Origin of the sequence: Pseudomonas sp. Z3-8 (genome assembly GCF_051131975.1) — a bacterium.
Lineage (GTDB): Bacteria > Pseudomonadota > Gammaproteobacteria > Pseudomonadales > Pseudomonadaceae > Aquipseudomonas.
The window spans coordinates 3,554,794-3,568,240 of record NZ_CP071643.1; the positions used below are offsets into that span (position 1 = coordinate 3,554,794).

The following is a 13,447-nucleotide window of genomic DNA, read 5'->3' on the forward strand; positions in this document are numbered from 1 at the left end:
TTCGTTTTTATTGTTATCGATCTTCGAAAATCAATGTGAACAACTCTTGCGCAGCCGAAATCTACATAGGGGCTGAAACGCTGTAAATCTTGATTTTTTCCGTCAACATCCCTGCTGGATAAGGCTCGTCAGACGCAGCCTGGATAGAAAAAACAAAGTTGAAACCCGGCGCCGATACACATTGACTACAGGACGGTAAATCCAATAAACATGTATACCTCTCCATCAATTCGATTGGACCGGTCATGCCAGAACAAGAAGGCCTTTACCTCTCGGCAGAAGAGGCGGCAGCCATACTCCGGGTCAGCCTGCCGACGCTGTACGCCTATGTGAGCCGCAAAAATATCCGCTCCATCAAGATTGCCGGCTCGCCCAAGCGGCGTTACTGGGCAGAAGACATCCAACGCCTGGTGAAAGTACCGGCGCAAGACAAGCCCGTTGCCAAGCGTACGACGCCGTCGGACAGCGCGATTACGCTGATAACGGACGATGGCCTGTTTTATCGCGGCCACAATGTCGTCGAGCTGGCTGATCGTTCAACCGTCGAAGAAGTCGCCGAGTTGATCTGGCAGGTGCCTTCGGCGTTCGGCACGTCGCTGCCTCGCACCCCGAAGGACACTGCCAAGCTGTTGAAGATCTATGAACACACGTCCGCCCAGGAAAAAGCCATCGCCCTGTTCCCCCTGGTGCAGCGAGAAAATCCCAAGGCCTTCGACCTTTCCCCTGACAGTTACGCCCGTACCGGCGCCGATGTCGTGCGCTGGTTTGCCGCGTTGGTCGTGGGGGCGACCGAACCGAGCAACCAGCCCTTGCATGAGTTCATCACCCAGGCCTGCGGCGCCCCGCCAGCACATGCCGATCTGATCCGGCGCCTGCTGATTCTCAGCATCGATCATGAGCTGGACCACACCACCCACAGTGTCCGCGTCGCCGCCACCACCGGCGCTACACCCTATTACGCGGTCATTGCAGCGCTCGCCGCCGCGCGAGGCCACAAGATCGCCTATGGACGAAATGAAGCCGCCAGCCGGATGATCGAGGAAATCTGTACGGCCGCGGACCCTACTCGACCGATCCTGCAGCGCTACAGCCAGGACGGACACATCGTCGGGTTCGGCCCCAATGTGCATTCGATCAACGACCCGCGAGCCAGCAACCTCATGGCCGCGTTGACTGCAGTATTTGATGGCGACAGTGAATTCGTCAGGTTGCAGAAAGCCTTTTCGGTGGCCTCGGAACTCGTTGCATACCCGCCTGAATTCATTCTCCTGGTGAGTTTCATCGGCAGGAAAATGGGACTGCGCGGACAGGAAATTTCATTGGCCGGCGTCGGTCGCTCGATCGGCTGGATCGCCCATGCCAGCGAGCAATACAACCAGCACCACGAGGGCCGGCCTCGCGCTCGTTATACCGGGACGTTGCCAACGGCGACCGACATGGGGCGCCGTTGAAATCCGCTTCGGGCGCTGCCGCGCAAAGATATTCCCGCCGCCCAGAACATCCAGGCACGGCACATAATCTGTGGGAGCGAGCTTGCTCGCGATGGCGGCGTTTCAGGCGATGAGGATGCTGGATGGACTGGCCTCTTCGCGAGCAGGCTCGCTCCCACCGTAGATCTGTGCCATCCAGAACATCCAGGCACGGCACATCACCCTGTGGGAGCGAGCTTGCTCGCGATGGCGGCGTTACAGGCGATGAGGATGTTGAATGGACTGGCCTCTTCGCGAGCAGGCTCGCTCCCACAGTAATCTGCGCCACCCAGAACATCCAAGCACGACACATCACCCTGTGGGAGCGAGCTTGCTCGCGATGGCGGCGTTACAGGCGATGAGGATGTTGAATGGACTGGCCTCTTCGCGAGCAGGCTCGCTCCCACCGTAGGTCTGCGCCATGCAGAACATCCAGGCACGGCACATAATCTGTGGGGGCGAGCTTGCTCGCGATGGCGGCGTTACAGGCGATGAGGATGTTGAATGGACTGGCCTCTTCGCGAGCAGGCTCGCTCCCACAGTAGGTCTGCGCCATCCAGAACATCCATGCACGGCACATCACCCTGTGGGAGCGAGCTTGCTCGCGATGGCGGCGTTACAGGCGATGAGGATGTTGAATGGACTGGCCTCTTCGCGAGCAGGCTCGCTCCCACCGTAGGTCTGCGCCATGCAGAACATCCATGCACGGCACATCACCCTGTGGGAGCGAGCTTGCTCGCGATGGCGGCGTTACAGGCGATGAGGATGTTGGATGGACTGGCCTCTTCGCGAGCAGGCTCGCTCCCACAGTAATCTGCGCCACCCAGAACATCCATGCACGGCACATCACCCTGTGGGAGCGAGCTTGCTCGCGATGGCGGCGTTACAGGCGATGAGGATGTTGAATGGACTGGCCTCTTCGCGAGCAGGCTCGCTCCCACAGTAGGTCTGCGCCATCCAGAACATCCATGCACGGCACATGACCTGTGGGAGCGAGCCTGCTCGCGAAGCTTCTCAAAGGCACAGTGCAGCCGGTTTCTGGTCCGCAATGGGTGCGACAGCCATCGCCGCAAACAACGAATTGAACTGCGTCTGCCGCTCAAGCCCGGCGACGAACCCAAGCACCAGGTCTTGTGCCGACGCGTCGATATGCGGCATCGCCATGCGCCGGAATTTCCGCTCGAAATCCCCATCGGTCATCGGCGTTTCGACTGACCCGGGGCCGGTGATCATCTCGCTCACCACCTGCTCGCCGCAGACCAGCGTCACACTGACACGATTGGCAAGGTGCCGTGGAAACAGCGCCGTCAACGCCGGATCCTCCGTGACGCTGACCTTGTCCATCAAGGCAATCGCCGCAGGGTCGGCGATTTTTTCCGCGGAATACGAAGCGATGGTGATATCCCCTTCGAGCAATGCCCGAGCGACATTATAGGGCAGGCTGTGGTCCGCCGTTTCGCGGGTTTTCGGCAACCATTTCTCCGCGGTGTCCGCGAGGACACGACGGTTGAATTCGGACGTTTGGATGCTAATGGCAGCGATGTCATTCACGTTGTCGATGCGCTTGCGGATATCCAGCGCGGCCCAGACGGCGGTGTGCAGCTCGCCGTTGGTGGGGAATGTCTTGGTCAGCGAGCGTCGTATCGCATAGTCGCCGTTGTCGGGCGTAGCAAAACGATCAGTGTCCAGCTCGAACGGCCCTGAAACCAGCTTGAAGAACCCCATCTCGCCCTCGAAGACCGGCGACGGCCCGGTCATGCCATGGCGCGCCAGCTGGGCCGCAAAAACCGCGTTGCGCGCGGCATTGGCGGCCGAACAGCCCTTCCAGTCGGACAAGGTTCCACTGCGCACCTGGCGCATTGCCAAGTGCCCGCTCAAGGCGATGTTGATGGCTTGCTCGGTCTGCGCGACGTCCAGCTTCATCAGGTTGGAAGCCGCCGCTGCCATCGCGACGTTGATGTAATTGACGTGGTCCCAGCCACGCCTGTTCAAGCTTGCCGCATCCTGCAAGCGCATCTGGATCTCATAGGCCAGGACGATGGCCGAAATCAGTTCGGCGCCGGTGGCGCTCTCGGCTTGCGCCACGGCGAGGCAGGCCGGGATGTTGTCACTCGGATGGCCCGGCTCCAAGCCCATATAGCCATCGTTGTAATCGAGGAAACGAACCATCAGGCCGTTGGCGAAGGCAGCGATTTCCGCTGTCGTTTGCAGGTTAGAGCCGAATATGCCGGCGGTGGTCGCGGGGTTGGCAGCGGCATAACCCAGCGCAGCCTTTACCGGGGCCGCCCCGTAGGCGCCCAGCACGCAGGCCAGGCTGTCGATGAAGCGCTGGCGCACCAGGTGGATGATTTCATCGGGCAGGCGCTGTTTCCTGAATGCGTGGGCATAGCGTGCCAGCCGCATCGCAACGGTGGAATCCGTCATGTTTACCTCGGGTAAATGGGTGGTCAGTCCTCGTCCATGAGGCGAACAGAGCAAGGCGCGAACGGGCCTCAGTCGATGGTCACATCAAGCAGCCGGACGTATTGCTGGCCGGCATGCATGTCGCGCTCGACCATTCCGCCCTGGGGCGTTGGGCGGGGAAAGGAAATCTTGACCATTTCCAGGTCCGCCACCGGAATGTGCTTGACCCGCTCGGGATCGGTGCCGTAGAGCTTCGCGAATTGCGCCGGGGAAAGTGCCGCGCAATCGGAGTAACGCTCGAAATTCTCCCGCCCGTTGAAAAAGATATCGAAGGTGATCCAGAACGGCCCCGCTTGCTTGGATCGGACATGCCGGCATACATCACGCAACTTGGTCATTGTGCAAGCTCCTTCCTGGCCACCGAGGTAGCCGATAAATCAATCCACTCCAGACGAACCAACTCCATGGGATCCTCAAGTTCCACCACGTGATTCAACTTGAACTCGAAAATCTGCCCACGCGGTATATCAGCCGGGGTAAAGGCAAATCCATACGACGGCAGTTCCTTGCCCATGACACTCGGGTAATGGAAGAAATAGGGATTACACGCGTGGGCAATGGTATTGGCGATTTCCTGGGTTGCGGCAGTTGCTACAAACAACATGCCAAGTTCCGGCGGCGGTAATGTTCCCGCAGGCGGCGTTACACCGGTGACGCCGTTCCACCCGTACATGCGCAGGGAAATATGAAACTCGCCCAATTCCTCGACGGGGATGGATTGGCGGGTTCTTGTATAAAGCGCTTCAAGTAACCGATCATGGAAACCGTCGATATCCTTGAGTACATCGGGGTCTTGAATGCCCACCAGCATGATCGTTTGATATAAACCGGCCGCGGCGCCTTCCAACTTCATGGTGTAGGGCATTTCCTCCCAGCGCGAACCTTCGACCCGGACAGCACGGCCATTGAGATCGGTGTAACGTGCCTCGGCTACATTCAAGATGCCACCGGGCTCGACCAACCGGAACGGGTCGCTGTTTTCGTAGAGCATGTGGGCCGAAACGCTATGGGGCGTGCACCGGTTGTCCTGGCTCAACGGCTCGACTTCGAAGCCGTTCGCATCGATACTCAGCAGGATTCCCGAGCCTAGCGTGGGATTGACGGCACACTGCACGCCGCATTCGCCGGTCTTGCCAGCGTGCCACGAAGGCCCCCAAGGCGCGCCTTTCCAGATTGGATAACAGGCGATGACCGCGGTATCGGTGGAGCGGCCGGCCAATATGATATCGGCACCGGCCTCCAGCGCAGCGAGAAAGGGCTCCACCCCCAGCGCGGCGACAATATGTTCGCAGGCGTCCACCGTTGCGTCGTCCAACGCAGTATGTGGCGACAAGGGTTTTATACGCCCCTCGGCGTTCAAGTTCTTTATCGTGTCCTTGTCCTGCTCGCAATAAATGAGCGCAATCTTTGGCGCCACGCCCAACTCTTCGGCTATTTCCAGGGCGATATCACGCGTCCAGTTCAAATTAAGATCACCTCCGGCCTGACCGGCGGTACCGACAATGATCGGCACTCCGGATTGCGCCTGGGCTTTCATTAATATCATCAAGTCACGCTTGACCGCGCCTCGGTTGTTCTTCGATTTACCCAGTGCAAGATAAGCCGCGCCACTGTCGGTTGAACCGGCATCGGTGGCGATAACTTGTGCACCGGCGGCCAATCCATAGGCTATTTCCTGTTCCCGCACGCCCGCTCCCAAAGAACCGCAGGGAACAATGACTTTTATACAATCTTGAAATACCGTTCGCATAAATCCCTCTTCTTTTTTACTTCTTCTTTGAGGCGATGATAAGGCTTGCAACGGTGTTGACAAGTGGACAGATTTTGTCCATATAACTACGCCAACGCTAACTTCGCCGCTGTGAAAAATTCGCAGCGAGTTGAGCGATATCAAAACTGTTTTCGAAGTGGATTCAGCAGGCAAAAGGACTTCATTGATGGAGCAACACATGCGCCAGACCGGACCGGATGAACCGCCGCAGAACGCTCCCCAGCGCATCAGCGCCGAGTCGATGGCGCATTTCATGCCGGGCACGCCGCAAGTCGTGCCGACGCGTGCCCAGGTCCAGGAAATGGTGGTGCAACTGTTCAGCCACCCTACGGTAGTCGAGCCGATCCTGGTGCCTGCGGTGGTCGAGCCTCTGCTCGTCCTGGTGCTGACCGGGGGCGCCCGGATCGAGGAACGTTCGCTGGGCAGCGAATGGGAAGCCGTCGATGTTCAGGCCGGTGATTTCTACCTCACCAGCACGAACGAGCCTTACGAGATGCGCTGGCAAACGCAAGGTTGCGACACCTTCGAAGTCATGCACCTGTATCTCGGTTTGCCGTTGATCGAGCGCGCCGCGCGCGACGTGCTCGGAGAACGGGCCGGTCCTGTCACCTTTCGCGATATCTCCGGAGCCCGGGACCCGCGGGTGAGCTTCATGCTGGATCAGTTGCGCAACGAGCTGGTCGACGAACGCCAGCCCAGCCCACTGTTTGCACAGAGCCTGGCCCAGGCACTGGCGGTGCACCTGGTGCGTACCTACCTCGCGCCCCACAGCGGAGCCTCGCGCAGCAACGCGCTGCAGGCGTACAAATTGCGTCGGGTCCTCGAGACGATGAACCAGCGCCTCGCCGATGATTTCAGCCTTGCCCACCTGGCCCAGGTCGTGGAGCTGAGCGAGTATCACTTCAGCCGAATGTTCAAGCGCGCCACAGGCCTGTCGCCTTCGCAGTATTTCATACGCCTGCGCATGAGCCGGGCCCGGCAACTGCTGCTCGAAACGGACCGCAGCGTCATCGACATCGGATTGGAAGTGGGTTACTCAAGCCCGAGCCATTTCTCCCAGGTCTTTCGCCGGGAGATAGGCGTGACGCCCAGCGATTATCGCCAGGCGTGAGGCCTGTTTCAGCCACTGGCCAGCGCCCTGCTCACTCGTTGATGTAACGTTCACAGCGCGCAGACAGGAAGGCCCTGAGCACCTGGACCGACGGCGTCAGCGAGGTTCGATGGGCGCACACCAGTTGCAGCGGCGCTGGCTGGCCATACTCCGCTGGAAAAATCTCCACCAGGCGACCGCTGCGAAGGTCGTCCATTACATCGAGCTTCGATTTGTAGACGATCCCCTGGCCCGCCACGGCCCAACGCCTGGCAATATCAGCGTCATCACTGATGCGATCGCCAGCGACCTGAACCGTTTCCAGCCCATTCGCTGTCCGAAAGATCCAACGCTCGTAGGTTTGCTCACCCATCACGTAACGCAGGCAATTGTGCCCGCTCAGCTCACCCGGCGTCTTTGGCAGGCCGTGGCGCGCGATGTAGTCGGGTGAGGCACACACGGTCCTTCGGTTGGATGGAGCCAGCATCAGGGAGACGAGGCTCGAATCGGCCAACTGACCATAACGAATGCTCGCATCGAGATGCTCCCCGAACAGGTCGGCGACCTGGTCGCTGACCCGCAGCTGCAACAGTACCTTGGGGTGCATCTGCTGGAACTCGTCCAGCCACGGCAGCAGCAGGTTTCGCCCGATGTCCGAGGGCACCGACAAGCGCAGCGTCCCGGCCACTTCGTCACGCCCCTCGGCCAGGGCGAGCTCGCCATCCTCCAGCACCTCCAATGCCCGCCGGGCATGGGCCAGGTAGCGCTCACCATCATCCGACAAACGCAGCCGCCGCGTAGAGCGCACGAACAGCCTCACCCCCAGGCTTGCCTCGAGTCGCTGTACCGCGACGCTGGCCAGCGCCGGAGAAATATCCAGCAAGCGCGCCGCCGCGGAAAAACTCCCGGCGTCAGTGGTCGTCACGAACACCTGTAGATCATCGACTCGAACTATCTTCTTCACGCTGCGCGATTCTTTACCTGGACAGGAGCTTTTCAGCGTAATGGGAAAAGCGCTCATTGCACAGGGCAGCCGAGGCCCAGCCGATCAAGGTTCTCATGCGCTCAAACCGATCCAGCCGTGGATACCCACATACATGCCGACTGCAATTATCAACACGCTCGACAGATAAGGCGCGCGCCGGGCAACAGTGCCCAGCCACGGCCAGCGCTTGGTGGCCTTCCGAGCGCCAAGGGCCGCGGCTGCTCCCACCGTAACCAGGGTAATTGCCAGGCCGATGCTGAAGCACAAGACAAGCATGCCGCCGAGCGCAACTTCCTTGACCTGCAGGCAGAGCAGCAGGACGGTTATCGCCGCAGGACACGGGATCAGCCCACCCGTCAGGCCAAACACAATGATCTGGCCCGTGGTGACGTCTCGATTGCTGAAACGCTTGCGGATGTCGTTGGCATGCGCCCGTTCATGAGCGTCCTGGTAACCCTCCGATGACAGCGCCAGTTCCGGATGCGCATGATCGTGATCGTGATCGTGATCGTGATCGTGATCGTGATCGTGATCGTGATGAGCATGGCGATGCCCGTCACCGCTCTCAAGCTTGAACATCTGTTCGCCACGCCAGGTACGCCAGAGCATCCACAACGCGATCGCAATGATCAGCACCGCAGAGGCGAGTTGGAAGTACGGTTCCGTAGTCTCGGCGTCCAGCCCCTGGCCCAGGTACATCCCGCCAATCGCCACCAGCCACACCACGGCGGTGTGCGAAAGCGTCGCGGCCAACCCCAGCAACACCGCCTGCTTGACCGAGCCGCGAATGGCCACGATGAACGCCGCCATCATGGTTTTCGAATGACCAGGTTCCAGCCCGTGCAACGCGCCCAGCAAGATCGCACTGGGGAAATACAGCCAGGCGTGAGCGCCCCCCTGTTGCATCAGTTCAGCAAAATTCGGCATGTCGAGGCCTAGAGGTACTTGGTGATTTGTTTGAAGGCTTCCAGCGGCGCGCGCTCGCCCCTGTCCAGTGCCGAAACGGTGTCTTCGAGGCAATGATCGATGTGATCCTGGATCAGTGTGCGCTTGGCCTGGCACACGGCTTTCTCCACCGCATGCAACTGCTGGGCGATGTCCACGCAATCACGACCCTCCTCGATCATGAGGATGATGCTGCGCAGGTGACCGTCCGCCCGCTTGAGGCGCTTGATGATCGCTTCATGGCTTTGGTGGACATGGGGATGATCGTGGTTGAGTTCACTCATGGACGAGGCTCGGATCGCTATGGAATGCGCCGGATCATATCCCCCCCAGGGGGATATGACAAACAAGCCCTCTCCCCCATGACGCACCGCAAGACATTGCGGCTTCGTCAGATCCTGTAATAAATCGCTTCGTATGAAATGCTGGGAACCGTTGTAGGATTTCTTCCCCAATTATTGCCAGACCCGCATGAACAGCCTCCAGGAACCTCCCAGTAGTTTTTCAGAAAACGCTGTCTCCCCCGCTACAGCGCCGCCTGTATCGCGGTTACAGCCCTCTTCCCTCATATTGATCGCCCGAGGGAGCGAATAACCCATGGAATGGATCGTTGACCCCACGGCATGGCTCGGCCTGCTGACCCTGATCGTGCTGGAGCTGGTGCTCGGCATCGATAACCTCGTATTCATCGCCATCCTGGCGGACAAGCTCCCCCCCGCGCAGCGCGACCGTGCCCGAGTTATCGGCCTGTCCCTGGCGCTGCTGATGCGCCTGGGCCTGCTGGCGAGCATCTCCTGGATGGTGACCCTGACCAACCCGCTGTTCGAAGTGTTCGGCAAGACGTTCTCGGGCCGCGACTTGATCATGCTGTTTGGCGGCGTGTTCCTGTTGTTCAAGGCAACCATGGAGTTGCATGAGCGACTCGAGGGCCACGTGGCGCAACGTTCCGGCAACGCCGCCTATGCGCTGTTCTGGCCGATCGTTGCGCAGATCGTGGTGCTGGATGCGGTCTTTTCCCTGGATGCGGTGATCACCGCCGTGGGCATGGTTGAACATCTGTCAGTGATGATGATCGCGGTGATCTTCTCCATCGGCCTGATGATGATCGCGAGCAAGCCGTTGACGAAATTCGTCAATGGCCACCCTACCGTCATCATGCTGTGCCTGGGCTTTTTGATGATGATCGGCTTCAGCCTCACCGCCGAGGGCCTGGGTTTCCACATTCCTAAAGGTTACCTGTACGCCGCGATTGGCTTCTCGATCCTGATCGAGCTGTTCAACCAGTTGGCGCGCTCGCGGCGCAAGAAAAACCTGCAAGGTCTTCGGCCGATGCGCGAGCGTACCGCCCATGCGGTGCTGCGCCTGCTGGGCGGTCAAAAGCTGGGGGCCGATGAGGTCGGTGAAGAAATCGCCGACCTGCTGGAAGGCGAAAAAACCGAACAGGTTTTCCATCGACGCGAACGGGTGATGATCAGCGGCGTGCTGCAATTGGCGGAGCGCCCGATACGCAGTGTGATGACCCCTCGCGCGCAAATCGACCAGCTCGACCTGGCGAACACGCCGGAAGACATCCGTACGACGCTGATGCACTCGTCGTATTCGCGCTTGCCGTTGATTCGCGACGGGCGCGTGGATGAGCCGTTGGGTTTCGTCCACAAGAAGGAGCTGCTCAAGGAAATACTGGCGGGCAATCAACCGAATCTGGAAGCCATGGCGCGCAAAGCCATCAACCTGCTCGACAGTTTCACGATCCTCAACGCGCTGGAGCAAATGCGCAAGGAGTCGACCCACATCGCCTTCGTGGTCAACGAATTCGGTGACTTCGTCGGCCTGCTCACGATGACCGACATCCTTGAGTCCATTGCGGGCGAATTGCCCGACGCCAGTGAAATCGACGGGCCGAATATTGTTGCGCGAGAGGACGGTTTCCTCGTCAGCGGGGCCCTGAACCTCAGCCAGGTTCGCGAACACATCGGTTTTCAGGCGTACGCGACGGAGGATTACCAGACACTTGCCGGGCTGGTGATGAGCTTGCTGGATCGCTTGCCGATGATTGGCGATACCCTGAATTGGCAGGGATGGAGCATGACCGTCATGGAGGTTGAAGAGCGTCGGGTAACCAGGGTCTTGCTGCGTATCGAGGAACAGGCATGACCTGCTAGCTGCCAAATGGTGCTGGCGCCACAGCATATGAAACGTATATCCTCGATATACGAAACATATGGAGCCACACATGGGCATTGTCAACATCGACGACGAACTTCACGACCAGCTACGCAAGGCCACCAAGGTCTCCTGCCGTTCGATCAACGCGCAGGCGGCCTTCTGGATCAAGGTCGGCATGCTGTGCGAGACCAACCCTACCCTCAGTTTCAACGAGATCATCCAGCGCGAACTCAGCGACGCCGGCGTTACGGCGCAACCGTTGGAGGCGAACTGGCAATGATCAAGCGACCCGAAGAACTGGCCCTGATGGCCGAGTCCGGCCGACTGCTCGCCTTGGTGTTCGAACGGCTGGATCAAACCAATTTGATGGGGCTGTCAACGCTGCAGATCGATGCAATGGTCGAGGATTTCATCGTCCGCGATCTCCATGCGCGCCCCGCCAGCAAGGGACAGTACGGGTACGGTTTTGTACTCAACTGCTCGATCAACGAAGTGGTCTGCCATGGTGTGCCCTCGCGCTCGCGAGTGCTTCAAGACGGTGACATCGTCAATCTGGACATCACCCTGGAAAAGAACGGCTATATCGCGGATTCGAGCAAGACGTACCTGATCGGCAACGTCGACCCAGCCGCCAGGAAGCTGGTCCAGGTCACTTATGAAGCCATGTGGAAGGGCATCCGCGCCGTCCGCCCGGGCGCTCGCCTGGGCGACATCGGCTCGGCCATCCAAGGCCATGCGACACGCAACGGTTATTCGGTGGTCCGTGAATATTGCGGCCACGGCATCGGCCGGCAAATGCACGAGGAACCCCAGGTGTTGCACTTCGGCAAAGCGGGAACGGGCCTGGTCCTGCGCGAGGGCATGGTCTTCACCATCGAACCGATGCTCAACCAGGGCACATCGGACGTCAGGACCGAAGCCGACGGCTGGACCGTGGTGACCCGGGACGGCGCGCTCTCCGCGCAGTTCGAGCATACCGTGGCCGTTACGGCGTCCGGTTTTTCGGTGCTGACGTTGCGCCCGGACGAATCGGACAAGATCACGGGCACGCTTTGAACGACTGTTTATTCATCCTGTGGGAGCGAGCCTGCTCGCGAATGCGCTACCACAGCCGATGAATATGCTGGATGTGCCGATCTCTTCGCGAGCAGGCTCGCTCCCACAGGGTCTTTCGAACCCGCCGGGCGAACAGCTCGATGGATGCCTAGGTTTCGGCAACGCCAGCTTCCAGCTCCAGTTCATCACGGCGATGGTCAGCCTGCCGTCCCAGTCGCCATCCAAGGCCGGCCCACAGCAACGCACACCCTGCGCCGATCAACGCGACCAGGCCGGCGCCCTGCCCCAGCATGTCGAGCGCCGTCTTGATCCAACCGCTGACCGCATCACCGCCGCGATAGACCACCGTGTCGATAAAGTTCTTGGCTTTGTATTTATTTTCCGCATCCAACGGCGTGAACAGCATTTCCCTGCCTGGTCTCACGAACGCGTACTCGCCGATCCGTCGCACAATCATCAAAGTCGCGAGGATCGCAAAGCCTGGCGCCAGTGCCAGACCGACGAAGCCGATGCACATCATCAGTGGAACGATGGCCAATAACGCACCGATGCCGAGCTTCGGGGCGATGCGCCCGGTGATGAACAGCTGGGACAGTAGCGCGCCCGCCTGCACAATAAAATCGATAGTGCCGAAGACGCGTACCTGGGCCTGGCGGTCCGGAAACAGCTCGGCCACCAGACGTGCCTGCTCGAAGTAGAGAAAGGTGCTGACCGTTGCCAGCAGCACGACGAAACCGGCGATCCCCAGCAGGTACGGCGAACGGAACACCGCCGTCATGCCGCTGAACGGATTGCCAGTCAGGGGCCGCTGCGGGCTTTGCGTGGGTGCCGCGCCGGGACGCCCGGCCCCACCGGTTTCACGCCAACGCATCAAGGTTCGTTTCAATCCCAGCGTGGCCCCCAGCAACACGGCAGCCACGAACATCAACCCCGAGGCACCGAGGCTGTCGATCAGCAGTGCACTCAAGGCCGGCCCGAGCAGGCCGCCGGTGCTGGCGCCGGCCGCGATGAAGGCGAACAGGCGCTTGGCCTGCTCGCTGTCGAATACATCGGCCATCAGGCTCCAGGCCACGGAGACGACGAACAGGTTGTAGACGGAAATCCATACGTAAAAAGTACGCGCCAGCCAGACGTTGTCCGAATCGAACTGGAACAGCTCGACGAACATCAGCAAGTTCAAGACGAAGAAGCCATACACCCAATCGACGAGGCGCAGGCGCGGCACTCGCGCGCTGAGCCAGGCGAACAACGGCACGGCCACCAGCATGACGAGAAAGGTCGCGGTAAACAGCCATTGCAGATTCTCCACACCCGCGGCGATCCCCATCGACTCACGGATCGGACGCAACATGAAGTAGCCGGTGAACAGGCAGAGGAACAACAGGAACCCGCACATTGCCGGACGCAGTTCATCGTCACGGGCGTTGAGGGCCAGGCTCAGCCGATGCAAATAGGAAGGGGTACTCATGGAAACTCCTGGGAAACGGCAACAAGCCGGAGGT

At 59.9% G+C, this 13,447-nt stretch carries 12 protein-coding genes; 5 read left to right on the forward strand and 7 right to left on the reverse strand.

Going from position 1 to position 13,447, the window contains the following annotated elements:
* Positions 1-245 precede the first annotated feature (245 nt).
* Complete coding sequence (locus tag J3P94_RS16020; RefSeq protein ID WP_434568759.1) at positions 246-1,451, forward strand: citrate synthase; 1,206 nt, start codon at positions 246-248, stop codon at positions 1,449-1,451.
* A 1,032-nt stretch (positions 1,452-2,483) separates the two neighbouring features.
* Here the strand turns inward: J3P94_RS16020 and J3P94_RS16025 are convergent.
* The 3 genes from J3P94_RS16025 to J3P94_RS16035 form a co-directional block, all read right to left on the reverse strand.
* Positions 2,484-3,893, reverse strand: coding sequence for an MmgE/PrpD family protein (locus J3P94_RS16025; protein ID WP_434568760.1), 1,410 nt, complete (start codon positions 3,891-3,893; stop codon positions 2,484-2,486).
* A 68-nt stretch (positions 3,894-3,961) separates the two neighbouring features.
* A complete protein-coding gene (locus J3P94_RS16030) occupies positions 3,962-4,270 on the reverse strand; it encodes a DUF4387 domain-containing protein (RefSeq protein ID WP_305495120.1) in 309 nt (102 codons plus the stop codon).
* The gene (locus tag J3P94_RS16035) at positions 4,267-5,682 is read right to left on the reverse strand and encodes an acyclic terpene utilization AtuA family protein (RefSeq protein ID WP_434568761.1); all 1,416 of its coding nucleotides are present in this window, start codon (positions 5,680-5,682) and stop codon (positions 4,267-4,269) included. The genes J3P94_RS16030 and J3P94_RS16035 overlap by 4 nt, the downstream gene beginning before the upstream one ends.
* 199 nt (positions 5,683-5,881) lie before the next feature.
* Between J3P94_RS16035 and J3P94_RS16040 the strand changes: the two genes are divergently transcribed.
* The gene (locus J3P94_RS16040) at positions 5,882-6,814 is read left to right on the forward strand and encodes a helix-turn-helix domain-containing protein (RefSeq protein ID WP_434568762.1); all 933 of its coding nucleotides are present in this window, start codon (positions 5,882-5,884) and stop codon (positions 6,812-6,814) included.
* A gap of 31 nt (positions 6,815-6,845) precedes the next feature.
* On the opposite strand, the gene J3P94_RS16045 is transcribed toward J3P94_RS16040, so the two are convergent.
* The 3 genes from J3P94_RS16045 to J3P94_RS16055 form a co-directional block, all read right to left on the reverse strand.
* The gene (locus J3P94_RS16045) at positions 6,846-7,748 is read right to left on the reverse strand and encodes a LysR substrate-binding domain-containing protein (protein WP_434574201.1); all 903 of its coding nucleotides are present in this window, start codon (positions 7,746-7,748) and stop codon (positions 6,846-6,848) included.
* A gap of 102 nt (positions 7,749-7,850) precedes the next feature.
* Complete coding sequence (locus tag J3P94_RS16050; RefSeq protein WP_434568763.1) at positions 7,851-8,705, reverse strand: nickel/cobalt efflux protein RcnA; 855 nt, start codon at positions 8,703-8,705, stop codon at positions 7,851-7,853.
* 8 nt (positions 8,706-8,713) lie between these two features.
* Positions 8,714-9,007 carry a metal-sensing transcriptional repressor gene (locus J3P94_RS16055; protein ID WP_434568764.1) on the reverse strand — a complete coding sequence of 98 codons (294 nt, stop codon included), beginning with the start codon at positions 9,005-9,007 and terminating at the stop codon, positions 8,714-8,716.
* A gap of 313 nt (positions 9,008-9,320) precedes the next feature.
* Between J3P94_RS16055 and J3P94_RS16060 the strand changes: the two genes are divergently transcribed.
* The 3 genes from J3P94_RS16060 to map all read left to right on the forward strand — a co-directional run bounded on the left by J3P94_RS16060 (position 9,321) and on the right by map (position 11,945).
* Complete coding sequence (locus J3P94_RS16060) at positions 9,321-10,877, forward strand: TerC family protein (RefSeq protein WP_434568765.1); 1,557 nt, start codon at positions 9,321-9,323, stop codon at positions 10,875-10,877.
* A 79-nt stretch (positions 10,878-10,956) separates the two neighbouring features.
* On the forward strand, positions 10,957-11,169 hold the full coding sequence (locus J3P94_RS16065) for a ParD-like family protein (RefSeq protein ID WP_434568766.1): 213 nt from the start codon (positions 10,957-10,959) through the stop codon (positions 11,167-11,169).
* Positions 11,166-11,945 (forward strand): type I methionyl aminopeptidase, encoded by a 780-nt coding sequence (map, locus tag J3P94_RS16070; protein WP_434568767.1) that lies wholly within the window; start codon positions 11,166-11,168, stop codon positions 11,943-11,945. Before J3P94_RS16065 ends, map begins: the two co-directional genes overlap by 4 nt.
* Before the next feature lie 148 nt (positions 11,946-12,093).
* Here the strand turns inward: map and J3P94_RS16075 are convergent, their stop codons facing one another.
* Entirely contained in the window at positions 12,094-13,413 is a 1,320-nt protein-coding gene (locus J3P94_RS16075; protein ID WP_434568768.1) for an NTP/NDP exchange transporter, read from the reverse strand.
* Positions 13,414-13,447: the final 34 nt, after the last annotated feature.

Excerpts from the sequence above, each read along its gene's own strand:
- J3P94_RS16020 (WP_434568759.1), top strand. The coding sequence starts at position 246 with ATGCCAGAACAAGAAGGCCTTTACCTCTCGGCAGAAGAGGCGGCAGCC.
- J3P94_RS16075 (WP_434568768.1), bottom strand. The coding sequence starts at position 13,413 with ATGAGTACCCCTTCCTATTTGCATCGGCTGAGCCTGGCCCTCAACGCC.
- map (WP_434568767.1), top strand. The coding sequence starts at position 11,166 with ATGATCAAGCGACCCGAAGAACTGGCCCTGATGGCCGAGTCCGGCCGA.
- J3P94_RS16025 (WP_434568760.1), bottom strand. The coding sequence starts at position 3,893 with ATGACGGATTCCACCGTTGCGATGCGGCTGGCACGCTATGCCCACGCA.
- J3P94_RS16035 (WP_434568761.1), bottom strand. The coding sequence starts at position 5,682 with ATGCGAACGGTATTTCAAGATTGTATAAAAGTCATTGTTCCCTGCGGT.
- J3P94_RS16055 (WP_434568764.1), bottom strand. The coding sequence starts at position 9,007 with ATGAGTGAACTCAACCACGATCATCCCCATGTCCACCAAAGCCATGAA.
- J3P94_RS16030 (WP_305495120.1), bottom strand. The coding sequence starts at position 4,270 with ATGACCAAGTTGCGTGATGTATGCCGGCATGTCCGATCCAAGCAAGCG.
- J3P94_RS16040 (WP_434568762.1), top strand. The coding sequence starts at position 5,882 with ATGCGCCAGACCGGACCGGATGAACCGCCGCAGAACGCTCCCCAGCGC.
- J3P94_RS16050 (WP_434568763.1), bottom strand. The coding sequence starts at position 8,705 with ATGCCGAATTTTGCTGAACTGATGCAACAGGGGGGCGCTCACGCCTGG.
- J3P94_RS16060 (WP_434568765.1), top strand. The coding sequence starts at position 9,321 with ATGGAATGGATCGTTGACCCCACGGCATGGCTCGGCCTGCTGACCCTG.
- J3P94_RS16065 (WP_434568766.1), top strand. The coding sequence starts at position 10,957 with ATGGGCATTGTCAACATCGACGACGAACTTCACGACCAGCTACGCAAG.